Below are 23,714 nucleotides of genomic sequence, written 5' to 3'. Positions count from 1 at the left end.
TGAGGTTTCCACTTCCTTTTAAATTTATTAGTGGAGGTAGCAACATTGTCCTTAAATCGAATTCTTGTTATTAATCCGGGTAGTACATCCACAAAAATTGGTGTTTTTGATAATGAAAGACCCGTTTTAGAAGAAACAATTCGTCATGATGAAGAACAGATTGGAAAATATAAGCGAATTATCGATCAATATGAGTTTCGAAAAGAAACAATTTTAGAAGTTCTACATTCTCATGGTATTAACATTTCAAAATTGAACGCTGTTTGTGGGCGTGGTGGGTTACTTCGTCCAATCGAAGGTGGCACGTACACAGTAAACGATTCAATGTTAGAAGATTTAAAAAACGGATTTAGCGGTCATCACGCTTCCAATCTCGGAGGCATTCTAGCTTATGAAATCGCTTCTGGATTAAATATTCCTGCATTCATTGTGGATCCTGTCGTTGTAGATGAAATGGAGCCAATTGCTCGTATTAGCGGTATTGCTGGTATGGAACGTAAAAGTATTTTCCATGCATTAAACCAAAAAGCGGTTGCTCGTAAAGTAGCAGATGAATTAAATCACAAATATGAGGATTTAAATTTATTAGTTACACATATGGGCGGCGGTATTACAGTTGGTGCTCATAAAAAAGGAAAAGTTATCGATGTTAATAATGGCTTAAACGGAGAAGGACCATTTAGTCCAGAGCGTGCTGGTACAGTACCGGTAGGACAATTAGTTGAAATGTGTTTCTCTGGTGAGTATTACCGAGACGAAATGGTTAAAAAACTTGTCGGACAAGGTGGACTTGTAAGTCTTATCGGTACAAACGATGCAATTAAAGTAGAGCAAATGGTTGAAAAAGGTGATCCTGAAGCAACTCTTATTTATAAAGCAATGGCATATCAAGTTGCAAAAGAGATTGGCGGAGCTAGTGCTGTACTTCACGGGAAAATCGATGCAATCGTATTAACTGGTGGACTTGCGTACAGTAAAATTCTTGTCGATGAAATAAAAGAACGTGTTGACTGGATTGCAGATGTTATCGTACATCCAGGAGAAGATGAATTACAAGCGTTAGCAGAAGGAGCACTTCGTGTATTACGTGAAGAAGAAGCTCCAAAAGAATATGTTGTACGAGAAAAACAAACAGTAGCTAGGGGTTGAGATAATGGCAAGAGAATATGATTTAGTCATCGTTGGCGGCGGTACTGGTGGATATGTTGCTGCTATTCGTGCATCACAACTAGGGTTAAAAACTGCACTTGTTGAAAAAGAAAATCTTGGTGGTACTTGTTTACACAAAGGATGTATTCCTAGTAAAGCTCTTTTACGTAGTGCGGAAGTATACGCAACTGCTAAAAAAGGAGAAGAGTTCGGAGTTATTGCAAGTAACGTAGAACTAAACTTTGCTAAAGTACAAGAGCGTAAAGAGAAGATTGTAACGCAGCTTCATAAAGGCGTTCAGCATTTAATGAAACAAGGTAAAATTGATGTGTTTGAAGGTATTGGCCGTATTCTTGGCCCGTCTATTTTCTCTCCAATGCCAGGTACAATTTCAGTTGAACTTGCAAGTGGAGAAGAGAATGAAATGTTAATTCCAAAAAATGTACTTGTTGCAACAGGTTCTCGTCCAAATTCATTACCAGGATTAGAGTTAGACGGAGAGTATGTAATGTCTTCGGATCATGCCCTAAAAATGGAAACGCTTCCTGGTTCGATCATTATTGTTGGTGGCGGTGTAATTGGTATTGAGTGGGCATCTATGCTTGCTGACTTCGGTGTAGAAGTTACAGTATTAGAGTATGCGAAAAACATATTACCACTAGAGGATAATGACGTTTCAAAAGAAATGCAGCGTCTATTCAAGAAAAAAGGTATTAAAGTGGTAACTGGTGCAAAAGTATTACCAGAAACATTGGTAAAAGATAATGGAGTAACAATTCAAGCTGAACATAACGGTGAGAATAAAGCATTTAAAGCAGAAAAAATGCTTGTATCTGTAGGAAGACAAGCGAATACGCAAAATATGGGCTTAGAGAATACAGATATTGTTGTGGAAAAAGGATACATTCAAACAAATGAGTTTTATCAAACGAAGGAATCTCATATTTACGCAATTGGAGATGTAATCGGTGGCCTACAACTTGCTCACGTTGCTTCGCATGAAGGAATTGTTGCTGTAGAACATATTGCTGGTAAAGAAGTTACACCAATTGATTATTCTATGGTATCGAAATGCGTATATAGCAGTCCAGAAGTTGCTTCTGTTGGTTTAACAGAACGAGAAGCGAAAGAAAAAGGCTATAAGTTAAAAGTAGGTAAATTCTCATTCCGTGCAATCGGAAAGGCACTTGTATACGGAGAATCAGACGGTTTTGTAAAACTTGTAGTTGATGAAGAAACAAATGACATTCTTGGTGTTCATATGATCGGACCACACGTAACAGATATGATTTCTGAAGCGGGTCTTGCAAGAGTACTTGATGCAACACCTTGGGAAGTAGCACATACAATTCATCCGCATCCATCATTATCTGAGGCGATTGGTGAAGCTGCATTAGCTGTAGATGGAAGAGCGTTACACGCATAAAAATGTGGATTTAGGAGGTTATGAAAAATGGCAGAAGTAAAAGAAAAGCGCCATGAAGAGTTTGGTTTAAGTGATGAGCAAGTATTAGAAATGTTCCGTACGATGTTACTTGCACGTAAAATCGACGAACGTATGTGGTTATTAAACCGTGCAGGTAAAATTCCATTCGTAATTTCTTGTCAAGGACAAGAGGCTGCACAAGTTGGAGCAGCGTTCGCTCTTGATAGAGAGAAAGATTATGCATTACCATACTACCGTGATATGGGTGTTGTATTAGCGTTTGGTATGACAGCAAAAGAACTTATGTTATCTGCTTTCGCGAAAGCTGGAGATCCAAACTCTGGTGGTCGTCAAATGCCTGGTCACTTCGGTCAAAAGAAAAATCGTATTGTGACAGGTTCATCTCCAGTAACAACACAAGTACCTCATGCAGTTGGTATTGCATTAGCTGGAAAAATGGAGAAGAAAGATTTAGTAACGTTCGTTACATTCGGAGAAGGCTCTTCAAACCAAGGTGATTTCCATGAAGGTGCAAACTTTGCTGGTGTACACAAACTACCTGTTATTTTCATGTGTGAAAATAATAAATATGCAATCTCTATTCCGGTTGAAAAACAATTAGCATGTAAAAACGTATCAGATCGTGCAATTGGTTACGGTATGCCTGGATATACAATAGACGGAAACGATCCGCTTGCAGTATATAAAGCTGTTAAAGAAGCAGCAGACCGCGGTCGTCGTGGTGAAGGCCCAACTTTAATTGAAACAGTATCATATCGTTTAACAGCACATTCTAGTGACGACGATGATCGTGTTTACCGTGATAAAGAAGAAGTAGAAGAAGCGAAGAAAAAAGATTCAATTATAACATTTGCAGCTTATTTAAAAGAAGTTGGCGTGTTAACTGAGGAATTTGAAAAACAAATGTTAGATGAAATTATGCATATCGTAAATGAAGCAACAGAATATGCAGAAAATGCTCCGTATGCAGCACCTGAAGATGCATTGAAGCACGTATACGCAGAATAGGGGGGAACGTTTCATGGCTGTAATGTCTTATATTGATGCTATTACATTAGCAATGCGCGAAGAAATGGAACGCGATGAGAAAGTATTCGTTTTAGGAGAAGATGTTGGTAAAAAAGGTGGCGTGTTTAAAGCGACACACGGTTTATATGATCAATTTGGTGAAGATCGTGCACTTGATGCACCGCTTGCAGAATCTGCAATTGCTGGGGTAGCAATCGGTGCGGCAATGTATGGTATGCGCCCAATCGCTGAAATGCAGTTTGCTGATTTTATCATGCCAGCAGTAAACCAAATTGTTTCTGAGGCAGCAAAAATTCGTTATCGTTCTAACAACGATTGGACTTGTCCAGTTACAATTCGTGCGCCATTTGGCGGGGGTGTTCACGGTGCATTGTATCATTCACAATCTGTAGAAGCGATGTTTGCAAACCAACCAGGTTTAAAAATTGTTATCCCTTCTACACCATATGATGCAAAAGGCTTATTAAAAGCAGCAATTCGTGATGAAGATCCAGTATTATTCTTCGAACATAAACGTGCATATCGCTTAATTAAAGGTGAAGTGCCAGAAGATGATTACGTATTACCAATCGGAAAAGCAGATGTAAAACGTGAAGGTGATGATATTACTGTTATTACTTACGGATTATGTGTTCACTTTGCTCTTCAAGCAGCTGAGAAATTAGCACAAGATGGCATTTCTGCACACATTCTTGATTTACGTACTGTGTATCCGTTAGATAAAGAAGCGATTATTGAAGCAGCTTCTAAAACAGGTAAAGTTCTTCTTGTAACAGAAGACAATAAAGAAGGAAGTATCATAAGTGAAGTGGCAGCAATTATTGCTGAAAATTGTCTGTTTGATTTAGATGCGCCAATCGCACGTCTTGCAGGCCCAGACGTTCCGGCAATGCCATATGCACCAACAATGGAAAAATTCTTTATGGTAAATCCAGATAAAGTTGAAAAAGCAATGCGTGAACTTGCGGAATTTTAATCGGGGGGACTATACATGGCTGTAGAAAATATCACAATGCCTCAGCTCGGGGAGAGCGTTACAGAGGGTACAATTAGTAAATGGCTCGTTAATGTTGGCGATCACGTAAACAAGTATGATCCACTTGCAGAAGTAATGACTGATAAAGTAAATGCCGAAGTACCATCTTCTTTCACTGGTATTGTGAAAGAGCTAATAGCTGGCGAAGGTGAAACGTTAGCTGTAGGTGAAGTTGTTTGTGTCATTCAAGTAGAAGGCGCAGATGAAGTAGCAGCAACAGCTGTAGAGGAAAAAACGAAAGAAGAACCAAAGGCAGAAGTAACTACGCCTGAAAAAGCACCGAAAGCAAAACAACCAACTGATGGAAAACCACGTTTTTCACCAGCTGTGTTAAAACTTGCGGGTGAGCATAACGTTGATTTAGATTTAGTAGAAGGTACGGGGGCAAATGGCCGTATTACTCGTAAAGATATTTTAAAGCTAGTGGAATCTGGAAATATTCCGCAAGCAGGTGCGAAGAAAGAGGCAGTTGTTGCAGTAGCAGCGCGTCCAGAAGCACCAAAATCAGTGGCAGTAGCCCCGGTAGCGTCAAAAGTAGAAGCTGCAAAACCAGTTTCTGTGCCGACAATGCCTGGAGATATCGAGATTCCGGTAACAGGTGTGCGTAAAGCAATTGCAGCAAATATGTTACGCAGTAAACACGAGGCACCTCATGCTTGGATGATGATTGAAGTAGATGTGACAAACCTTGTATCATACCGTAACTCAATTAAAGGCGATTTCAAAAAGCGTGAAGGCTTTAACTTAACGTTCTTTGCTTTCTTCGTAAAAGCAGTAGCACAAGCGCTAAAAGAATATCCTCAAATTAACTCAATGTGGGCTGGCGATAAAATCGTTCAGAAGAAAGACATTAACCTTTCTATCGCTGTTGCAACAGAGGAAGAACTATTTGTACCAGTAATTAAGCACGCGGACGAGAAAACAATTAAAGGTATCGCTCGCGAAATTACAGAACTTGCAGGAAAAGTACGCACGAAATCATTAAAAGCTGATGAAATGCAAGGCGGAACATTTACAATTAATAACACAGGATCATTCGGTTCTGTTCAATCTATGGGTATTATTAATTACCCACAAGCGGCTATTTTACAAGTTGAATCAATTGTAAAACGCCCAGTAATTATGGATAATGGTATGTTCGGTGCTCGTGACATGGTTAACTTATGTTTATCACTTGATCACCGTGTACTTGATGGTTTAATTTGTGGTAAATTCTTAGGACGTGTAAAAGAAATTTTAGAAAATACGTCAGAGAACAATACATCTGTATATTAATAAAAAGCTCGCGTTTGCGAGCTTTTTATCATTTCATTTCTTCATTTGTATCCTACTATATGTACAAACCTTTCCCAGTAATCTTACAATGAATGATCATGTATTAGGAATTTGCGAAAATACATTGCTGATATATGGTATATAGATATAAAATAAAAAAAGAATAATTTTTTGGCAAATCTTACTGATGAAACTGTAGTATAATATATTGTATTGTATGAAAAAGAGAGTTATTCTATATAAGTGTTTTATAGATAATGTGTAATCAGTCGTCAAAACATGAAGAATGTTGACTCCTGGTTTTTTATTTTGCTGTAACAATGTTTCAGGAGGATGTCATGAAAAGAAGTACCGAGTTTCTAAAAAGTTTAGATGTAAAATTAATTTTAATTTTGTGTGCACTATGTGTTACGAGTATAGCTGCTATATATAGCAGTCAGCAAACCGGACAGTATGGAGATGCAAACTTTGCTATGAAGCAGGGAGTTAACTACATAATTGGGGTTGTATTGTTACTTCTTGTTGCAAGCATCGACTTAGATCAATGGCAAAAATTGTCTTGGCCACTTTATATCGCTGGGTTTGGTTCACTTATTCTTTTGAAAATACTACCGGTTTCCAGTTTTACACCTGAAAAATTAGGTGCAAAAAGATGGTTTGTTTTTCCAGTAGCTGGACAAATTCAGCCATCGGAGTTTTTCAAAATTTCATTGCTTCTCATAATAGCCAGTTTAGCGGTGAAACATAATGCTCAGTATATGGCCCGGACATTCCAAACTGATTTGAAATTAGTCGGGAAAATTATGTTAGTATCTCTTCCACCTATGGCCGTTGTATATAGCCAGCCAGACACAGGAATGGTGTTCTTATATGCAGCAGCTATCGCATGTATTTTATTTATGTCAGGAATTCAAAAGAAATTAATTGCGATATGTACAGTCATTCCGGTGACCATATTGTCTACATTAATATTTATATTTGTAAAATATCCAGATTTCTTCTTTAATAAATTAGTTACTCTGTTAAAACCTCACCAACAATCACGTATTATAGGTTGGCTAGATCCATTTGAAAATGCAAATGAAGGCTATCAAACGCAGCAATCGATTTTAGCTGTAGGTAGTGGAGGTATGGAAGGTAAAGGGTACGGTGAAGGGAGCGTCTATATTCCGGAGAAACACACGGACTTTATTTTCGCTACAATTGCTGAAGAAGGCGGATTTATAGTAGCAGCACTAGTTGTGTTCTTGTTCCTGTTACTACTTTATCGAACAATTATTATCGGTTATTCTGCTGATAATTTATTTGGTACATTATTATGTGCTGGATCAATAGGAATACTAACGGTTCAAATATTCCAAAATATTGGTATGATCGTTGGATTAATGCCTGTAAAAGGTATCGCGTTACCTTTCTTATCATATGGGGGAAGTTCCTTATTCTCGAATATGATTATGATGGGGCTCATATTATCGGTACGGAAAACGTATAAAAAATATATGTTTTCAGTTAAGTAAAAAAAAGCTGACTCGTTTTTAAACGAATCAGCTTTTTTACATATATGCCCTTAAACGTCGCAAACTAAGAAAGAAGTGTAGTTTGCGACGTTTAAGGAGTGCAAAGTTATGCATATTTTTGAAGGAGCACGGCATCTTTCTAATGGCGAATGGGTTATCCGAGCGATTATAGCTTATATATTTTTAATTCTTGTTGCGAAAGCGATGGGGCAAAGGTCTATTGCGCAACTAAGATTTTTAGACGTTGTACTAGTGTTATTATTAGGGGGGAATATTTCTAACGCATTATCAGATGAAAAGGTTGGATTACTCGGTTCGATGATTACAACGTTCATACTCGTTGTACTTCATATAATAAGCTCTGTTTTAATGTTGAAATGGGATAGGTGGAGACGTTTTTTAGAGCCTGCACCTATTATTCTTATACATAATGGTTCCATTGATTTTAGTAACTTAAAAAAAGCGAGAATTACGGTGGAATATTTATTTTCGGAACTTCGCGTACAAAATGTGAGCGATATTCAAACGATTAAATTAGCATTGTGGGAAGCGAGTGGTGTTGTTTCTATATTTCAGTATCCAGAATATGAAGCAGTTTCTCGGCTTGACCTTAAAGTGGCGGGGAAAAAAGCTCCAGTTGCTTTTATATTAGTGAAAGATGGAAGGATTCAGCAAGATGTTCTCGCTTTATTAGGAAAAACAGAAGAGTGGGCGAAAGAGTGTTTAGAGAAGAGTGCAGAAATCGAATCCATTATGTTAGCTACAGTAGATGAAGCGCATAAAATAAATGTTTTGTTAAAAAAATGAAAAATATACGCATTTTGTCGTTTCATACATATGATACAATAGTGTGAACAACGGAAAAATGGGAGGTGTTTCCATGGGATATGTAGAGGAGTTACGAAAAGTAGTTGGTCATCGCCCTTTAATTTTAGTTGGTGCTGTTGTACTCGTTATAAATGAAAATGGTTATGTTTTATTACAACAGCGAACAGAGCCGTACGGAAAATGGGGGTTGCCTGGCGGGCTAATGGAGCTTGGTGAATCACCAGAAGAAACAGCTTACCGTGAAGTATATGAAGAGACAGGAATAGAAGTAAAGAACCTCCGATTAATCAATGTATTTTCTGGAGCGAACTACTTTACAAAATTAACAAACGGTGATGAGTTTCAATCCGTAACGACAGCCTATTATACCGATGAATACGAAGGGAATTTTGTTATGAATAAAGAAGAAGCGGTTCAGCTTAAATTCTTCCCGGTAACAGAGCTACCTGATTATATTGTAGGATCGCATAAAAAAATGATTGTGGAATATATGAAAATGTGACAAAAAGGTGCTAGAGCCCTGCTCTAACACCTTTTCTATGCTGAAATACAAGTAAACTTACTTGTATTCTCTAAACATTAACTGGTAAGATACAAATAGGTAGAATTAGAGGAGGGAAAAGATTGATTAACTTTAACTTTTTTATGAATGATGTTGTCCGTCAAGCGCGTGAAGAGATCGTTTCTGCGGGATATACAGAATTGACGACACCAGAAGCAGTCGAAGAAGCATTTAAAAGAAATGGTACAACACTTGTAATGGTAAACTCTGTATGTGGCTGTGCAGGCGGTATTGCTCGCCCTGCTGCTGCACATTCCGTACATTATGATAAACGCCCTAACCACCTTGTAACGGTATTTGCGGGTCAAGATAAAGAAGCAACAGCAAGAGCTCGTGAATATTTTGAAGGATATCCACCTTCATCTCCATCATTTGCTTTATTGAAAGATGGAAAAATTGTAACGATGGTAGAACGTCATGAAATTGAAGGTCATGAACCAATGCAAGTAATTGCAAAACTACAATCTTACTTCGAAGATAATTGCGAAGAACTATAAGGAAGAGAAAAAGCGGTACGTTCAGGAACAAGTGGACGTACCGCTTTTTTATTTATTCTTTATAATGATTGGATATGCATAGAGATGTTTCTTTATGCATGTTTTTATGCAGTGAAAACGAACTTAATAATGTTTTTGTGTTTATTTTTATTTTAAATGTTGCATAAAAATGAAAGTGTTGATACAATACAAACATCGAATAAATATTCTATTTAACTTTTAAATATACATTATTAGGGGGAAGAAAGATGAAGAAGTTATTATCAATATCATTTGCACTTATTTTAATTGTAAGTATGTTCAGTGCTTGTAGTAATGGGGAAGAAAAGACGAAGAGTGAGAATAAAAAAGTACTCGTTATGGGGACTTCAGCAGACTATAAACCGTATGAATACGTGGAAGCTTCAAAAAGTGATGAAATTATCGGCTTTGATGTTGATATTGCAAAATATATCGGAAAAGAACTTGGATATGAAGTGAAAGTGAAAGATATGGATTTTGGAGGATTATTAGCATCTCTTAGCTCAGGAAAAGTTGATTTCGTTATGGCAGGTATGACGCCAACTGCAGAGCGTAAAAATAATGCTGATTTCACAGATATTTATTTTGTTGCTAAAAATATGATTGTTTCAAAAAAGGGTTCTAATATTAAATCCTTAGAAGATTTAAAAGGTAAAACAGTAGGAGTACAAACAGGATCAATTCAAGAAGAAAAAGCAGAAGAATTTAAAAAACAAGTCGATTTCAAAGCAGAGGGACGTGACCGTATACCAGAAATCGTACAAGAAATCAAAGCTGGTCGTTTTGACGCTGCAATTATAGAAGACACAGTTGCAAAAAATTATTTAGAAAAAATGAAAGAACTACAAGGGGTTGAAATTCAAGAAGCACCAGAAGAAGTAGGTGCAGCAATTGCTCTTCCGAAAAACAGTGATAAAACAGAAGAATTTAATAAAGTAATTAAGAAAATGCAAGAAAATGGAGAAATGGATAAATTAGTGAAGAAATGGTTTGGCAGCGGAAAATAAGCTGCCTTTCACTTTTCTGTGAGGGGAATGAAAAGGATGAATCTAGATTTTTCGGCAATTACGCCTTCAATACCATATATATTAAAGGGCTTAGAAGTTACATTGAAAATTGTAGCTGCATCAGCTTTGGCAGGATTTATTTTAGGGACGTTATTAGCGCTTTGCAAAATTGCTAGAATAAGAGTACTAAACATTGCAGCAGATATTTATACGTCAATATTTCGTGGCACACCGCTTGTATTGCAATTAATGATTATTTATTTCGGTGTTCCGCAAATGATTGGATATGAGATACCAGCCTTTTTAGCAGCTGTACTTGCATTTAGCTTAAACTCAGGTGCATATATGTCAGAAGTGATTCGTGCCGGCATTCAAGCAGTCGATAAAGGGCAAACAGAAGCAGCAATGGCTTTAGGTATTCCGTACAGTAAAATGATGAGAAATATTATTTTTCCTCAAGCTTTAAAAAATATATTACCAGCGCTTGTGAATGAGTTTGCGACACTTACGAAAGAGTCGGCTGTAGTAACTGTAATAGGAGCGACTGATTTAATGCGCCGTGCTTATATTGTAGGCGGTGAAACATTTAAATATCTTGAGCCATTACTGTTTGTTGGCCTTATTTATTATATATTAGTAATTATTCTTACATTAGTCGGGAAGGCAATTGAAGGGAGAATGAAGAAAAGTGATTAAAATTGACAACCTTCATAAATCATTTGGAAAAAATGAAGTATTAAAAGGAATTACAACAACGATTGAAAAAGGAGAAGTTGTTGCAATTATCGGACCGTCTGGATCTGGAAAGTCAACGTTTTTACGCTGTATGAATGTACTAGAAGCACCGACAGCTGGTCACATTAGGATTGGAACGGAAGAAGTAACGAATCCGAAGACAAATATTATGCACGTTCGTGAAAATGTCGGAATGGTATTTCAACATTTTCACTTATTCCCTCATATGACTGTATTAGAAAATATTACGTATGCTCCTATCAATGTAAAAGGAGTAACGAAGCAAGAGGCTGAAAAAAAAGCTGAGAAACTTTTAGAAAAAGTGGGGTTATTAGATAAGAAAGATGCATATCCAAATCGCCTTTCAGGTGGACAAAAGCAGCGTGTAGCAATTGCAAGAGCGTTAGCGATGGAACCGGAAGTTATGTTGTTTGATGAACCGACCTCTGCGTTAGATCCAGAAATGGTGAAAGAAGTGTTAGAAGTTATGAAATCATTAGTTACGACAGGAATGACGATGGCAATCGTTACACATGAAATGGGATTTGCAAAAGAAGTAGCAGACCGTGTTCTCTTTTTAGATGGTGGAAAGCTCGTAGAAGATAGTAATCCGGAAGAGTTTTTTACAGCACCAAAAAGTGACCGTGCAAAAGAATTTTTGCAAAAGATATTGTAATATGTGAAGGGTACGTGAATAATAGGTAGAAAAGGATGACATTGCGTCATCCTTTTTTTATACTATTTTTAAATACATTTATACATATAGGAGTAATGATATGTTTAAAATTGGATATAGAACGGTGAAAACAGCGCTTGGAACGGGAGCGGCAGTTTTTATTGCTCAGTTATTAGGATTAGAATTTTATAGTTCAGCTGGTATTTTAGTCATTTTATGCGTGCAAAATACGAAACGAAAATCCGTTCAAGTATCGTTACACCGTTTTTTAGCTTGTGTATTATCGATGGTATTTGCGTTTTGTATTTTTGAAACGATTGGTTATACACCACTTGCGATTAGCATATTACTGCTTACCTTTATTCCGACTGCAGTTATGTGCAAAATTCAAGAAGGGATTGTCACGAGTTCGGTTATCGTTATGCATCTGTATTCATTAAAGCAAATTACATGGTCTATAGTTGGTAATGAAATTGCTATATTAACGATTGGAATTAGTGTCGCTTTATTAGTAAACATGTACATGCCAAGCAGTGAGAATAAACTGAAAGAGTATCAAGGGAAAATAGAAGACCATTTCAGAACGATTTTGTTTGAAATGGTCGTTTATTTACGAAATCGAGATAGTAATTGGAGTGGGGCCGAATTAATTGAAACAGAAATGATGCTGAAAGAAGCAAAAGATTTATCCTTTAAGAAACTTGAGAATGCATTTATGCGAGAAGATGACTATTACTATCGTTATTTTAATATGCGTATGCAACAATTTGAAATTTTGGAGCGAATGATACCATTAGCTGCATCACTATCTTGGACGTATGAACAAGCTGATATGATTGCAGACGTAATTGAAAATATAGGGAATTCTATTCGTCCTGAAAGTACAGGGGTCATTTCGTTAAGACAACTTCAAGAAATGCGAGAAGTATTTAGAGAAATGCCTTTACCAGTCTCGCGAGAAGAATTTGAGATACGTGCGAAACTTGTTCAACTTGTGTATGAAATGGAGCAATATTTACTCATTAAAAGTCGTTTTAAGGGAAAGGATAATATAAAAGAACTTATTTAGAAGGTAGGAATTATATATGCCGTATCTTCTTTCTTTATTATTATGTCTTTCTCTATCACCAATCTGGCCTCTTGGTGATAATCCACGTGCTGGAGATCCTTTTATAATTGTAAATAAAGCAACGAATAAACTAGCTTACATTGATGATGGGAAGATCCAAAAGGTTTTTCCAGTAGCGACAGGGAAAACAAATGAATTAACCCCAGAAGGAACCTTTGACATTGTATTGAAGGCGAAGGATCCCTATTATATTGCGAAGGATATTCCTGGGGGCTCTCCAAAAAATCCACTTGGATCGAGGTGGATGGGATTTAATGCAAGAGGAACGGATGGAAGTAAGTATGGGATACACGGGACAAACCAGCCTAGTTCAATTGGAAAATATATTTCGCAAGGATGTATAAGAATGAAGAAACATGATGTGGAATATTTGTTTGATCGTATTCCACTTGGAACGAAAGTATCGATTGTGAAATCGAAAAAATCATTTCAGCAATTGGCAAAGGAAAAAGGGGCCATAGCATTTGGAAAAGTCAACGAAACGGTTGGCTTTTTTCTTTTCTATAAGTTGTCTTGACATGTGTACATAACCATGCGTTAATGAGAATATATAAAGATAATTGAGTAAAGGGGTTGCTCATATGTATTTAAATCCAAAAATTTCTTACATGCAGTTTTGTGTTGGTTTTCTATTTGTTATTACATTCATATTGGCAACTTTTAATATATGCTCTTACGTTGTAGCGATTGTATTTATGGCATTACTCAATCTTACTTTTGTTATTGGGGCATTTCAGCAGAAACAATATACAAGTTTTGTAATAGCACTTGTAATGGCCTTTTCCTTTAGCATTGTAGCAATTGTAATATATATAAAATAATAAAATGTTCAATACAAGATAGACTATCTCGATTTCGAGATGGTCTATTTTGTATGTGTAAGCAGTAAAAAAAGGACGAGTGAATCGTCCTTTTTACCAAAACATACTTGCGCCAGTAAGTAATGTTGTTACAAGCATAGAAATTAGCATTATATAAACCATAATTTTTTGAGCTTTTTTATGCATCGTTAAACCTCCTTGCAAATCAGTACAAATTTATTGTAACTAGAAATGGATTTGTGGACAAGGGGAGAGAAATGACAAATTTCGAGAAGTGTGTGTAAAGTAGAACAGGAAATGTGTGTGTGTGTAGAGAATATATTAAAAGATAGAGTACTAGTTTTTTGTTATGCAAGCATGAAGAATGGAGCTACGATGATGAAAATATACGAAACAGATCGTTTACATTTAAGAGAAATTGATGAGTCGTATACTGAAAAAGTTCTTCAATATTACGACAGAAATCGTGAATTTTTAAAAGCTTGGGAAGAGTATAGACCGGAGGGTTTTTTCACGTTAGATTATCAAAAGAAAAAGTTACAAAAGGATAGAAAAGAGTTCGCGGAAGGTAAGATAATCAGGCTTTGGATTTTTAAAAAGGGTGATGATACAAAAATTATTGGATGTATTTCATTTAATCTAATTGTTCGCGGAATTTATCAATCTTGTGTACTTGGCTATAAATTAGATAAGGAAGAATTGAATAAAGGTTACACAACAGAAGCGCTTAGAAAAGCAATTCAAGTTACATTTGAAGAATTTCATTTACATCGTATAGAAGCACCAGTTATGCCACGAAATTTAGCATCTATACAAGTAGTGACGAAGATAGGATTTCAATATGAAGGTGTATCTCGAAAAATGCTAATGGTAAATGGCATCTGGGAAGATCATATGCGCTGGGTATTGTTAAACGAGTAATAGAAGGCAGATGGGTATCTAGATGTGTTAACCATCTGTTTTTTGTCTTGTATTTCGAAACTTTTGCGAAATTCTGTTATAATTAATGTTGTTACATACATAATGGTAGTGCAGGAGGCGCAGTCTTATGATTAATCAAGAACGTTTAGTAAATGAATTTATGGAGTTAGTACAAGTAGATTCTGAAACAAAATTTGAAGCAGAAATTTGCAAAGTGTTAACAGAGAAATTTACTGCTTTAGGTGTAGAAGTATTTGAGGATGACACGATGGGTGTGACTGGTCATGGTGCAGGTAACTTAATTTGTACTTTACCAGCAACAAAAGACGGTGTTGATACAATTTATTTCACTTCTCATATGGATACAGTAGTTCCTGGTAATGGAATTAAGCCTTCTATTAAAGATGGATATATCGTATCAGATGGTACTACAATTTTAGGAGCCGATGACAAAGCTGGATTAGCATCTATGTTTGAAGCGATTCGTGTCTTAAAAGAGAAAAACATTCCTCATGGTAAAATTGAATTTATTATTACAGTTGGAGAAGAATCTGGTCTTATTGGTGCAAAAGCGTTAGACCGTGAGCGTATTACAGCAAAATATGGTTATGCATTAGATAGTGATGGAAAAGTTGGTGAAATTGTAGTTGCAGCGCCAACACAAGCGAAAGTGAATGCGATTATTCGTGGGAAAACAGCTCACGCTGGCGTAGCACCAGAAAAAGGTGTATCTGCAATTACTATCGCAGCAAAAGCAATCGCAAAGATGCCACTTGGTCGTATCGATTCTGAAACAACTGCAAATATTGGACGTTTTGAAGGTGGTACACAAACAAATATCGTTTGCGATCATGTTCAAATCTTTGCAGAAGCTCGCTCTTTAATAAATGAGAAAATGGAAGTGCAAGTTGCAAAAATGAAAGAAGCATTTGAAACAACTGCAAAAGAAATGGGTGGTCATGCAGACGTTGAAGTAAACGTTATGTATCCAGGATTTAAGTTTGCTGCTGGCGATCACGTTGTAGAAGTTGCGAAACGTGCAGCTGAAAACATCGGTCGTACGCCTTCTCTTCACCAAAGTGGTGGCGGAAGTGATGCGAACGTAATCGCAGGACATGGTATCCCAACAGTTAACTTAGCAGTTGGTTATGAAGAAATTCATACAACAAATGAAAAAATTCCTGTTGAAGAATTAGCGAAAACAGCAGAATTAGTTGTAGCTATTATCGAAGAAGTAGCGAAGTAAGTAATAAAGTAAAAAAGACGTGTGAACCAATTATGGTTTACACGTCTTTTTTTATTTTGATTCAAGTGCTTTCACAAGGCGGATAAGCCAATATAAGAAGACCCATGGAAGTACATAAGTTGTTGTAAAACGTATGAAATGAGAGAAGATTCCTAAAGCGTAAATGTTAATGTTAAAAAGGGGAAGTAACAAATAATTAATCGCAAGGATTACTATAATAATAATAAATACATAATTGAGTTTATTATGTTGTTTCATAACGATTCATCTCCTTTACAATAATATCCATTTGTTACGTACAGTATAGCAAAAAATAGATAGAGAAAAGCCAATAATTATTATAACTTTTAAAGAAATTTGATATAATGAAGGAACAAATGTTCTTTGAGGGGTGAGTAGTATGCGAGAAATGTATCCGAAAAATGGACGTGTTATTTTACATGTAGATATGAATTGTTTTTTCGCATCTGTTGAAATTGCTCATGACCCATCATTACAAGGAAAGCCATTAGCGATTGCGGGGAATGAAAAAGAGAGAAAAGGGATTATCATAACATGTAGTTATGAGGCGAGAGAAAATGGAATACGTACGACGATGCCTCTATGGGAAGCAAAGAGATTATGTCCGCAATTAGTTGTGAGGCATCCTAATTTTACATTATATCGAGAAGCTTCATTTCAAATGTTTCAAATTCTTTCCCGTTTTACAGAAAAAATACAACCAGTTTCTATAGATGAAGGGTATTTAGATATTACAGATTGCTATGCGCTCGGTTCGCCTCCTGAAATAGCGAAGATGATTCAACAAGCGTTACTAACAGAGTTACAGCTTCCATGTAGCATTGGAATCGCTCCAAATCTTTTCCTAGCAAAGACTGCTTCAGATATGAAAAAACCTCTTGGTATTACAGTACTTCGAAAACGTGATATCCCAGAAATCATTTGGCCACGATCAGTTGCAGAGATGCATGGAATCGGAGAGAAAACAGCTGAAAAATTAAAAGACATTCATATACATACAATTGAACAGTTAGCAAAAGGAGACGAGCATATCATTCGCGCTAAAATTGGAAAGCATGGTGTTGATTTACAAAAACGTGCAAAAGGTATGGATGACAGGGAAGTTGACCCGAATCAAATGGGACAACATAAAAGCGTTGGAAATTCGATGACTTTCTCAAAGGATATGGACGAGGAAAAAGAATTACTTGATATGTTAGAAAGATTATCGAAATCAGTAAGCAAAAGGCTACAAAAACGAACTCTCGTTAGTTATAACATTCAAATTATGATTAAATACCATGATCGCCGCACAGTAACACGGAGTAAACAATTGAAAAATGCAATATGGGAAGAACGGGTTATTTTTCAAGCGGCATCCCGTTTATGGAAGCAACACTGGGATGGTGATTCTGTTCGTCTGTTAGGTGTTACAGCTACTGAATTAGAGTGGAAGACAGAATCGGTGAAACAGTTAGATTTGTTTTCGTTTGAAGAAGATGCGAAAGAAGAGCCGCTACTTGCTGTTATTAATCAAATTAATGATAAATACGGAACAGCTCTTTTACAGCGAGGTAGTCAACTATTACGTAAGCAAGAAAAGTCGTTTCAGCAAAAATTAGAAAATAAGTTTATGTAGAAAGTTTTAGAGATTTAAACCCTTCTTTTTTAGATGGAAGAGAGGATCTAGCCATGCCTAGAAGCGGTCAAATCCTTTTTCAGCCCCATGCCAATTTGAAAACAAGGAGAGCAAACGAGTATGGATATAAATAAAAAGCACTGATTACAGTGCTTTTTATTATAGATTATGAGATTGTAGGGTTTTCAAAAATAACAATCTCTGAGCTATTTGTTGTTGAAACGCGTTGTGCGTAATATGTTAAAGCTGAAGAAATATATGTTGGTAACGTCTCATTTGTATGTGATGTTGTGTATTCATGAATTAATTCTTTTAAAGTCGTCCACTCTAGTTGTGCTGGGTGATCAGAAACGAAAGAACTTATCCAGCGATCAAATGAAGATGAAAAATCAGTTTGTAAACGAAATACTTCTTTCATAATAAAACGCTCCCTTTATATGTGATATAGTTATATTACTACAAAACACGAACGACTGTTAAGTTTTTTATTTAAATGTTCGTGTTATATAGTTGTCTAGATGATTGTCTATGTAAATTCAATTTGCCATTTGAAATAACATTCCGTAAGATGAAAGATAGATTATATAAAGAGCTGGAGGAAAGAAAGTGGAATTTGTATTTTTAGGAACTGGTGCAGGTGTTCCTTCAAAAGGAAGGAACGTTTCAGCAATCGCCTTACAATTGTTAGAAGAACGAGGGCAAACGTGGCTATTTGACTGTGGTGAAGCGACTCAGCATCAAATTTTACATACATCTGTACGTCCAAGACGCATTGAAAAAATATTTATTACCCATTTACATGGAGATCATATTTTTGGTTTGCCTGGTTTATTAGGGAGCCGTTCTTTTCAAGGAGGAACGACGCCGTTAACAGTGTACGGCCCAAAAGGAATTAAACAATTTATTGAAGTAGCATTATTAGTAAGTACGACACATGTTAAATATCCACTTGAAATCGTTGAGATTACGGAAGAAGGTATTGTGTTTGAGGATAATGAATTCTGTGTAGAAACAAAAAGGTTATCACACGGAATCGAATGTTTCGGATATCGAATTGTAGAGAAAGATATACAGGGAGCTCTTTTAGTGGATAAGTTGCTGGGAATGGGTGTGAAACCTGGTCCGGTTTTTAAACGTTTAAAAGATGGTGAAGTAGTTGAATTAGAGAATGGCACAGTGTTAAATGGAAAAGATTTTATCGGCCCGCCTCAAAAAGGAAGGGTTATTACAATTTTAGGTGATACACGCTATTGCGAAGCGAGTAGAGAGCTTGCGCAAGATGCTGACGTACTTGTTCATGAAGCGACTTTTGCGGCAGAAGATGAACAGCAAGCACATGACTATTTCCATTCAACAACAGAACAAGCTGCGCGTATTGCATTAAATGCAAATGTAAAGCGATTAATATTGACTCATATTAGTTCTCGTTATCAAGGAGATACATATAAGGAATTGCTGAAAGAAGCAAGAGAGTTATTTTCTAATACAGAAATCGCGATGGATTTGAAATCATTTCCAGTAGAAAAGTGATATTCAAAAAAATGGTAACATATGTTTGCCATTTTTTTTATTTATAATAAATTTTTTTTTTACTAAAACTGTTATCATTTTATATTTATATTGGATAACACAGAAAGTTGTAATGGTTTAGAGATATAGGATAAAAATATATAATATCGATTTTTTAGAAAAACTGTTATATAAGTAGGACGACATACAAGTGATACAAATAGGAAAAACAGACTTTTATTCAGAAATTTTAAAATTCAATAAAAGTAAGCGTTTCATAAAAAACAAGCTATAATGAGGGCACATTATAATTTATCCCGCTATTCGCCGGCAGTAAGACTCCCGCCTCAAAATTCAGCGAATGCGAGGAAGTTAGTTGGGAGATAAATGCCCGTAAATGCCCGATTGGTGAAGGCTAATAATCAGTGGGGATGGACAAACCCCCCACTGATTAAAGTTTCACTTTATAGTAAGTTACAGCGTGCGTTTTAGCCATTTTTCGTAACAAACGAAATTGACTAAAAAGTGAGAGGGCATCGTGGAGATTATTAAGGGAACGATATTACTATTATTTGTACTAAGTCTTTTTTCACTCTTTAGTTTTAAAGCACCAAACGGTATGAAAGCAATGGGAGCTTTAGCGAATACGGCCGTTGCAAGTTTCTTAGTTGAAGCTTTTCAATTATACGTTGGTGGAGATTTAATTGGTATGCCATTTTTAAAAGAGGTTGGACAATCAGCAGGTAGTCTAGGCGGAGTAGCGCATTAGCGATGGGTGTATCACCTGTTTATGCTATCCTTGTAGGGGCTTCTGTGTTAAAATTTTGATTGCTACCAGGCTTTATTGCTGGTTATCTTATATCATTTTTAATAAAACAAATTAAAAAACGTGTACCAGAAGGATTAGATTTAATGATCCAATGAAAGTAACGTTATGTTTCTTGTGTATTATGGTATTTGGTATTATTTCAGGATATATTGGTCCACTGCTATTCAAAAACTATCTAATTCGTGGTACGGCTGGAAAAGCAACAGATGTGGCAGCTTAATAGAATAGTAGAAAAAATTTTCATAGAGGTTTAGGGGGAGTTATGATGAAGTACCGCTCAGTGTTTGATATTATTGGTCCGGTTATGATTGGTCCATCAAGTTCACATACAGCAGGCGCGGCAAGAATGGGGCAAGTTGCTCGTCAGCTGTTTCGTCATGAGCCAGAGAGAGTTAGCATTTCATTATATGGTTCATTTGCAAAAACATACCGTGGTCACGGTACGGATGTAGCGCTAATCGGTGGAATACTAGGATTTGAAACAGATGATTTACGTATTCCAAGTGCGTTAGATATTGCAAAAGAACGCGGGATTGAAGTGGAATTCATTGAAGAAGATGCAAATGCTCCGCATCCAAATACAGCGAAAATTCGTCTGTATAAAGGTGAAGAGGAAATTGAAGTTGTTGCTTGCTCAATTGGTGGCGGTAAAATTGAAGTAGTAGAATTAAACGGATTCGATCTTCAATTAACAGGCACGAGTCCAGCACTACTTATTGTAAATAACGATCGCTTTGGTGCTATCGCAGCTGTAGCTTCGATCCTTGCTAAGCATGAGATTAACATTAGTACAATGAGTGTTTCTCGTAAAGAAAAAGGAAGAAGAGCGCTTATGGTCATTGAAACAGATGAATTATTAGCAGATGAAGTAATCGCAGAAATAAATGGGCAACAAAATATTTGTCAAGTAACTATTATGGATTAATTGCAGGGGGGACACACCATGTTTCGGAACGCAGCGGAACTAGTGGCGCAAGCTAAAGAGCAAAATGTAAAAATCGCAGAAATTATGATTCAATGTGAAATGGAAACAAGAAGTATCTCACGTGAAGAAGTAATTGCTGGAATGGAAAAGAACTTAGTCGTGATGGAGCAAGCAGTAGAACGAGGTATTCGTGGTGTAAAATCACCGACTGGTTTAACTGGCGGGGATGCTGTGAAAGTCCAAGCGTATTTAAAGAGTGGAAAAGGCTTATCTGGAGATACAATTTTGGACGCAGTGAGTAGAGCTGTCGCAACAAATGAAGTAAACGCGGCGATGGGAATCATTTGTGCAACACCAACAGCAGGATCTGCTGGAACAGTGCCAGGTGTACTCTTTGCACTGCAAGAAAAATTACAGCCGACACGCGAAGAAATGATTGAATTTTTATTTACAGCAGGAGCTTTCGGTATGGTTGTTGCGAATAATGCTTGTATTTCCGGCGCGGCAGGAGGTTGCCAAGCTGAAGTAGGTTCAGCAAGTGGAATGGCAGCAGCAGCAGCAGTTGAGATGGCTGGTGGAACACAAGATCAAGCAGCTACAGCGATGGCGATTTCATTAAAGAATATGCTTGGTTTAGTATGTGATCCTGTTGCAGGGCTTGTAGAAGTACCTTGTGTAAAACGTAATGCAGCAGGAGCTGCGAATGCCATGATTTCAGCTGATTTATCATTAGCTGGTGTAACTAGTACAATTCCATGTGATGAAGTCATTGAGGCGATGTTTAGAATTGGACAAACGATGCCAGTAGCACTTCGTGAAACAGCAGAAGGTGGACTTGCAGCAACACCAACAGGTCGTCGTCTGCAAGAAGAGATTTTTGGTAAGAGTAATAACTAAAAGCATATCATATGATTAAAATAAAAAACGGAGCTCAAATAAAGTTGAGCTCCGTTTTTTATTTTTCTTCTGCTATTTTTTCTAATGTTTTTCCAAGATCGTGTGATCGTTTCGTTGCTTGTGTAATACAGGAGATTAATGCTTGTTGAAAATTATGCTCCTGTAATACTTCAATACCTGCTTCGGTAGTTCCGCCAGGAGAAGTAATTTCTTTTCGCAAAATAGAAGGGTGTTTTTCGCTTACTTTTAGCATTTCAGCAGCACCAATCATCGTCTGAAGAATAAGTGATTTTGCAACATCTTCTTTTAAACCAATTTTTTTTGCGGCCTCTTCCATTGCCTCTACCACATAATAAATATAAGCTGGTCCACTTCCGGATAATGCAGTGACAGCATGCATATCTTCTTCTTCTACAACAGAGACGAGACCAATCGTTTCAAATAACGATGTTGCAATGCGAATATGTTCCTCCGTTGTGTGTTCTGAAGGTGAGATAGCAGTAGCGGATTTTAAAATAGCCGCAGATGTATTTGGCATTGCACGAATAATCGGAACGTCTTTTTGAAGTAGGCTTCTAATTGAATGAGTAGAAACACCTGCTAGTAACGAAATAATAAGCAAGTCATTATTTATGTATTCTTTAAGAGGAATAATCGCTTCGGCGACATCTTTTGGCTTCATCGCTAGAAAAAGAATATTTGCATCAGCAAGTAACTCCTTTTTATTATGTGTACCTTTGACACCGTATTTTTTATGTAACTCCTGTAATCTTGTCTCGTTAGAACGATTACTTACAGTGACATGTTCTCCCTTAACAACATTTGCGTTTAATAAACCACCAATAATCGCTTCGGCAATAGAGCCTGCACCGAGAAAGGAAATGTTTTGCATAGACATGATGTGCCTCCTTTGAATTTGGTTAGAAATGCTTATAAATGTACATACATTCGTTTTTTTATGGAAAACACCTCTTTTTATCTGAAAATAATGACAAATTTATAGGGAAGTTGTAAACTGAAGAGGTATTCATTTTGAACCGGAAAAAGACAGGGGGGCTAAGCATGACGGCGATTCATCGAATGGAGATTCCTGTTCCATTTGCAGTTGAGACAGTGAATGTGTTTTTAGTTGAGGGAGAAACATTAACGTTAATTGATACAGGGACAAATACAGAAGAAGCAAAGAAGGCATTAGAAAGTCAATTAGGTGCATTAGGGTATAAGATAGAAGATATTGAAACGGTAGTGATTACGCATCACCATGCGGATCATTGCGGACTTTTAAATACATTTTCTGAAAAAGTAAAGATTATCGGACATCCTTGGAATGAACCGTGGATTACACAGAATGCTGAATTTTTAAAGAGGTATCATGAATTTTTTAAAGAGACAGCCTTGCAGTTCGGCGTTCCAGCAGCGTTTTTGAATGGTGAGGCGTTATTGACGACGAAGACACTCAAATATTCTTGTAATAGATCGTTAACACATACCGTGAGAGAGGGAGATCGTATAGATTCGTTACCTGGATTTACAGTGATTGAAACCCCGGGTCATGCTTCCACTCATATTTCATTATATAGAGAATCTGATGGAATATTAATTGGTGGGGATGCTCTCATTAGTCATATTTCTTCAAATCCAATATTAGAACCACCATATGAAGGGCAAACAGAAAGAGCGCGTCCTTTATTGCAGTATAATCAAACGTTAAAACGTTTAAGTGAAATGAATATTTCACGTATTTTATCAGGGCATGGGGAAGATGTTCTGAATATGAAACAACTTATTGAAACAAGATTACAAAAGCAAGAGACACGTGCTTTTAAAGTGCTTGAACTATTAAAGGAAAAGCCAATGACAGCATTTGAAGTATGTGTAAAACTATTTCCGGTATTATATAAAGAGCAATTGCCACTTACTATCTCAGAAACTGTTGGACAATTAGACTTTTTAGCATATAATCAACAAGTGATGATTGATGAATCTTCACAACAATTGATTTATTATGCAAAGTAGGTG

At 36.6% G+C, this 23,714-nt stretch carries 27 protein-coding genes and 1 pseudogene; 24 read left to right on the top strand and 4 right to left on the bottom strand.

Annotated elements, in window-relative coordinates:
* The first annotated feature begins 45 nt into the window (after positions 1-45).
* The 15 genes from buk to MHB76_RS19580 all read left to right on the top strand — a co-directional run bounded on the left by buk (position 46) and on the right by MHB76_RS19580 (position 13,729).
* Positions 46-1,149, top strand: a complete 1,104-nt coding sequence (gene buk, locus MHB76_RS19650; RefSeq protein ID WP_002160554.1) for a butyrate kinase — start codon at positions 46-48, stop codon at positions 1,147-1,149.
* A 4-nt stretch (positions 1,150-1,153) separates the two neighbouring features.
* Positions 1,154-2,575, top strand: a complete 1,422-nt coding sequence (lpdA, locus tag MHB76_RS19645; protein WP_078172842.1) for a dihydrolipoyl dehydrogenase — start codon at positions 1,154-1,156, stop codon at positions 2,573-2,575.
* A gap of 27 nt (positions 2,576-2,602) precedes the next feature.
* Positions 2,603-3,604, top strand: coding sequence for a 3-methyl-2-oxobutanoate dehydrogenase subunit alpha (bfmBAA, locus tag MHB76_RS19640; protein WP_002111726.1), 1,002 nt, complete (start codon positions 2,603-2,605; stop codon positions 3,602-3,604).
* Positions 3,605-3,617: 13 nt separating this feature from the next.
* A complete protein-coding gene (gene bfmBAB / locus MHB76_RS19635) occupies positions 3,618-4,601 on the top strand; it encodes a 3-methyl-2-oxobutanoate dehydrogenase subunit beta (protein ID WP_000290070.1) in 984 nt (327 codons plus the stop codon).
* Between the two features lie 15 nt (positions 4,602-4,616).
* Positions 4,617-5,936, top strand: coding sequence for a dihydrolipoamide acetyltransferase family protein (locus MHB76_RS19630; protein WP_078172843.1), 1,320 nt, complete (start codon positions 4,617-4,619; stop codon positions 5,934-5,936).
* A 338-nt stretch (positions 5,937-6,274) separates the two neighbouring features.
* Positions 6,275-7,453 carry an FtsW/RodA/SpoVE family cell cycle protein gene (locus MHB76_RS19625; protein WP_002111722.1) on the top strand — a complete coding sequence of 393 codons (1,179 nt, stop codon included), beginning with the start codon at positions 6,275-6,277 and terminating at the stop codon, positions 7,451-7,453.
* Positions 7,454-7,561: 108 nt separating this feature from the next.
* Positions 7,562-8,260: a DUF421 domain-containing protein gene (locus tag MHB76_RS19620; RefSeq protein WP_002199397.1), complete on the top strand. Its 699-nt coding sequence runs from the start codon at positions 7,562-7,564 to the stop codon at positions 8,258-8,260.
* 73 nt (positions 8,261-8,333) lie between these two features.
* Positions 8,334-8,783 (top strand): NUDIX hydrolase, encoded by a 450-nt coding sequence (locus MHB76_RS19615; RefSeq protein WP_078172844.1) that lies wholly within the window; start codon positions 8,334-8,336, stop codon positions 8,781-8,783.
* Positions 8,784-8,926: 143 nt separating this feature from the next.
* Positions 8,927-9,340 carry a BrxA/BrxB family bacilliredoxin gene (locus MHB76_RS19610; RefSeq protein ID WP_002015097.1) on the top strand — a complete coding sequence of 138 codons (414 nt, stop codon included), beginning with the start codon at positions 8,927-8,929 and terminating at the stop codon, positions 9,338-9,340.
* A gap of 248 nt (positions 9,341-9,588) precedes the next feature.
* On the top strand, positions 9,589-10,368 hold the full coding sequence (locus MHB76_RS19605) for a transporter substrate-binding domain-containing protein (RefSeq protein WP_002160559.1): 780 nt from the start codon (positions 9,589-9,591) through the stop codon (positions 10,366-10,368).
* Between the two features lie 36 nt (positions 10,369-10,404).
* Positions 10,405-11,064 (top strand): amino acid ABC transporter permease, encoded by a 660-nt coding sequence (locus MHB76_RS19600; RefSeq protein ID WP_002160560.1) that lies wholly within the window; start codon positions 10,405-10,407, stop codon positions 11,062-11,064.
* The gene (locus tag MHB76_RS19595) at positions 11,057-11,779 is read left to right on the top strand and encodes an amino acid ABC transporter ATP-binding protein (protein WP_078172845.1); all 723 of its coding nucleotides are present in this window, start codon (positions 11,057-11,059) and stop codon (positions 11,777-11,779) included. The genes MHB76_RS19600 and MHB76_RS19595 overlap by 8 nt, the downstream gene beginning before the upstream one ends.
* Positions 11,780-11,879: 100 nt before the next feature.
* On the top strand, positions 11,880-12,848 hold the full coding sequence (locus MHB76_RS19590; RefSeq protein WP_078172846.1) for an aromatic acid exporter family protein: 969 nt from the start codon (positions 11,880-11,882) through the stop codon (positions 12,846-12,848).
* Positions 12,849-12,864: 16 nt separating this feature from the next.
* Positions 12,865-13,425 carry a L,D-transpeptidase gene (locus MHB76_RS19585; RefSeq protein WP_016106120.1) on the top strand — a complete coding sequence of 187 codons (561 nt, stop codon included), beginning with the start codon at positions 12,865-12,867 and terminating at the stop codon, positions 13,423-13,425.
* A gap of 64 nt (positions 13,426-13,489) precedes the next feature.
* Positions 13,490-13,729, top strand: a complete 240-nt coding sequence (locus tag MHB76_RS19580; RefSeq protein ID WP_002088543.1) for a DUF3894 domain-containing protein — start codon at positions 13,490-13,492, stop codon at positions 13,727-13,729.
* Between the two features lie 93 nt (positions 13,730-13,822).
* On the opposite strand, the gene prli42 is transcribed toward MHB76_RS19580, so the two are convergent.
* Positions 13,823-13,915: a stressosome-associated protein Prli42 gene (gene prli42 / locus MHB76_RS19575; RefSeq protein WP_000549036.1), complete on the bottom strand. Its 93-nt coding sequence runs from the start codon at positions 13,913-13,915 to the stop codon at positions 13,823-13,825.
* A gap of 189 nt (positions 13,916-14,104) precedes the next feature.
* On the opposite strand from prli42, the gene MHB76_RS19570 reads away from it, so the two are divergent.
* The gene (locus MHB76_RS19570) at positions 14,105-14,650 is read left to right on the top strand and encodes a GNAT family N-acetyltransferase (RefSeq protein ID WP_078172991.1); all 546 of its coding nucleotides are present in this window, start codon (positions 14,105-14,107) and stop codon (positions 14,648-14,650) included.
* 127 nt (positions 14,651-14,777) lie between these two features.
* Complete coding sequence (locus tag MHB76_RS19565) at positions 14,778-15,896, top strand: tripeptidase T (RefSeq protein WP_002111705.1); 1,119 nt, start codon at positions 14,778-14,780, stop codon at positions 15,894-15,896.
* A 51-nt stretch (positions 15,897-15,947) separates the two neighbouring features.
* Here the strand turns inward: MHB76_RS19565 and MHB76_RS19560 are convergent, their stop codons facing one another.
* Positions 15,948-16,154 (bottom strand): hypothetical protein, encoded by a 207-nt coding sequence (locus tag MHB76_RS19560; RefSeq protein WP_002111704.1) that lies wholly within the window; start codon positions 16,152-16,154, stop codon positions 15,948-15,950.
* 142 nt (positions 16,155-16,296) lie between these two features.
* On the opposite strand from MHB76_RS19560, the gene MHB76_RS19555 reads away from it, so the two are divergent.
* Entirely contained in the window at positions 16,297-17,535 is a 1,239-nt protein-coding gene (locus tag MHB76_RS19555) for a DNA polymerase IV (protein ID WP_078172847.1), read from the top strand.
* A 166-nt stretch (positions 17,536-17,701) separates the two neighbouring features.
* Here MHB76_RS19555 and MHB76_RS19550 read toward each other — a convergent pair whose 3' ends face one another.
* Complete coding sequence (locus MHB76_RS19550) at positions 17,702-17,953, bottom strand: DUF3932 family protein (RefSeq protein ID WP_340987433.1); 252 nt, start codon at positions 17,951-17,953, stop codon at positions 17,702-17,704.
* Positions 17,954-18,141: 188 nt separating this feature from the next.
* On the opposite strand from MHB76_RS19550, the gene rnz reads away from it, so the two are divergent.
* From rnz to sdaAA, 5 genes and pseudogenes are all read left to right on the top strand, one after another.
* On the top strand, positions 18,142-19,065 hold the full coding sequence (rnz, locus tag MHB76_RS19545; protein ID WP_016106118.1) for a ribonuclease Z: 924 nt from the start codon (positions 18,142-18,144) through the stop codon (positions 19,063-19,065).
* A 517-nt stretch (positions 19,066-19,582) separates the two neighbouring features.
* Positions 19,583-19,959 (top strand): annotated as a pseudogene (locus MHB76_RS26340) (PTS sugar transporter subunit IIC); the annotation flags it as partial.
* A gap of 5 nt (positions 19,960-19,964) precedes the next feature.
* Positions 19,965-20,093, top strand: coding sequence for a hypothetical protein (locus MHB76_RS19535; protein ID WP_033714872.1), 129 nt, complete (start codon positions 19,965-19,967; stop codon positions 20,091-20,093).
* A 45-nt stretch (positions 20,094-20,138) separates the two neighbouring features.
* Positions 20,139-20,798 (top strand): L-serine ammonia-lyase, iron-sulfur-dependent subunit beta, encoded by a 660-nt coding sequence (gene sdaAB, locus MHB76_RS19530; RefSeq protein WP_002088527.1) that lies wholly within the window; start codon positions 20,139-20,141, stop codon positions 20,796-20,798.
* 18 nt (positions 20,799-20,816) lie between these two features.
* Positions 20,817-21,695: an L-serine ammonia-lyase, iron-sulfur-dependent, subunit alpha gene (sdaAA, locus tag MHB76_RS19525; protein ID WP_016106116.1), complete on the top strand. Its 879-nt coding sequence runs from the start codon at positions 20,817-20,819 to the stop codon at positions 21,693-21,695.
* Positions 21,696-21,753: 58 nt separating this feature from the next.
* Here sdaAA and proI read toward each other — a convergent pair whose 3' ends face one another.
* Complete coding sequence (proI, locus tag MHB76_RS19520) at positions 21,754-22,593, bottom strand: pyrroline-5-carboxylate reductase ProI (protein ID WP_078172848.1); 840 nt, start codon at positions 22,591-22,593, stop codon at positions 21,754-21,756.
* 164 nt (positions 22,594-22,757) lie between these two features.
* Between proI and MHB76_RS19515 the strand changes: the two genes are divergently transcribed.
* Positions 22,758-23,711 (top strand): MBL fold metallo-hydrolase, encoded by a 954-nt coding sequence (locus tag MHB76_RS19515; RefSeq protein WP_002111697.1) that lies wholly within the window; start codon positions 22,758-22,760, stop codon positions 23,709-23,711.
* Positions 23,712-23,714 lie beyond the last annotated feature (3 nt).

The organism is Bacillus sp. FSL M7-1345 (genome assembly GCF_038006985.1).
GTDB classification, from domain to species: domain Bacteria; phylum Bacillota; class Bacilli; order Bacillales; family Bacillaceae_G; genus Bacillus_A; species Bacillus_A cereus_U.
The sequence above is the reverse complement of the archived record's forward strand: the minus strand, read 5'-3'. Positions and strand labels throughout refer to the sequence as shown.

Bases quoted from the DNA above. Each gene is read 5' to 3' on its own strand.
- MHB76_RS19600 (WP_002160560.1), top strand. From the start codon at position 10,405: ATGAATCTAGATTTTTCGGCAATTACGCCTTCAATACCATATATATTA.
- MHB76_RS19565 (WP_002111705.1), top strand. From the start codon at position 14,778: ATGATTAATCAAGAACGTTTAGTAAATGAATTTATGGAGTTAGTACAA.
- MHB76_RS19560 (WP_002111704.1), bottom strand. From the start codon at position 16,154: ATGAAACAACATAATAAACTCAATTATGTATTTATTATTATTATAGTA.
- MHB76_RS19580 (WP_002088543.1), top strand. From the start codon at position 13,490: ATGTATTTAAATCCAAAAATTTCTTACATGCAGTTTTGTGTTGGTTTT.
- MHB76_RS19585 (WP_016106120.1), top strand. From the start codon at position 12,865: ATGCCGTATCTTCTTTCTTTATTATTATGTCTTTCTCTATCACCAATC.
- MHB76_RS19620 (WP_002199397.1), top strand. From the start codon at position 7,562: ATGCATATTTTTGAAGGAGCACGGCATCTTTCTAATGGCGAATGGGTT.
- bfmBAA (WP_002111726.1), top strand. From the start codon at position 2,603: ATGGCAGAAGTAAAAGAAAAGCGCCATGAAGAGTTTGGTTTAAGTGAT.
- MHB76_RS19615 (WP_078172844.1), top strand. From the start codon at position 8,334: ATGGGATATGTAGAGGAGTTACGAAAAGTAGTTGGTCATCGCCCTTTA.
- MHB76_RS19535 (WP_033714872.1), top strand. From the start codon at position 19,965: ATGAAAGTAACGTTATGTTTCTTGTGTATTATGGTATTTGGTATTATT.
- MHB76_RS19550 (WP_340987433.1), bottom strand. From the start codon at position 17,953: ATGAAAGAAGTATTTCGTTTACAAACTGATTTTTCATCTTCATTTGAT.
- MHB76_RS19555 (WP_078172847.1), top strand. From the start codon at position 16,297: ATGCGAGAAATGTATCCGAAAAATGGACGTGTTATTTTACATGTAGAT.
- sdaAB (WP_002088527.1), top strand. From the start codon at position 20,139: ATGAAGTACCGCTCAGTGTTTGATATTATTGGTCCGGTTATGATTGGT.
- MHB76_RS19590 (WP_078172846.1), top strand. From the start codon at position 11,880: ATGTTTAAAATTGGATATAGAACGGTGAAAACAGCGCTTGGAACGGGA.
- MHB76_RS19570 (WP_078172991.1), top strand. From the start codon at position 14,105: ATGATGAAAATATACGAAACAGATCGTTTACATTTAAGAGAAATTGAT.
- MHB76_RS19515 (WP_002111697.1), top strand. From the start codon at position 22,758: ATGACGGCGATTCATCGAATGGAGATTCCTGTTCCATTTGCAGTTGAG.
- MHB76_RS19630 (WP_078172843.1), top strand. From the start codon at position 4,617: ATGGCTGTAGAAAATATCACAATGCCTCAGCTCGGGGAGAGCGTTACA.
- sdaAA (WP_016106116.1), top strand. From the start codon at position 20,817: ATGTTTCGGAACGCAGCGGAACTAGTGGCGCAAGCTAAAGAGCAAAAT.
- MHB76_RS19610 (WP_002015097.1), top strand. From the start codon at position 8,927: ATGAATGATGTTGTCCGTCAAGCGCGTGAAGAGATCGTTTCTGCGGGA.
- prli42 (WP_000549036.1), bottom strand. From the start codon at position 13,915: ATGCATAAAAAAGCTCAAAAAATTATGGTTTATATAATGCTAATTTCT.
- lpdA (WP_078172842.1), top strand. From the start codon at position 1,154: ATGGCAAGAGAATATGATTTAGTCATCGTTGGCGGCGGTACTGGTGGA.
- bfmBAB (WP_000290070.1), top strand. From the start codon at position 3,618: ATGGCTGTAATGTCTTATATTGATGCTATTACATTAGCAATGCGCGAA.
- MHB76_RS19605 (WP_002160559.1), top strand. From the start codon at position 9,589: ATGAAGAAGTTATTATCAATATCATTTGCACTTATTTTAATTGTAAGT.
- proI (WP_078172848.1), bottom strand. From the start codon at position 22,593: ATGTCTATGCAAAACATTTCCTTTCTCGGTGCAGGCTCTATTGCCGAA.
- MHB76_RS19625 (WP_002111722.1), top strand. From the start codon at position 6,275: ATGAAAAGAAGTACCGAGTTTCTAAAAAGTTTAGATGTAAAATTAATT.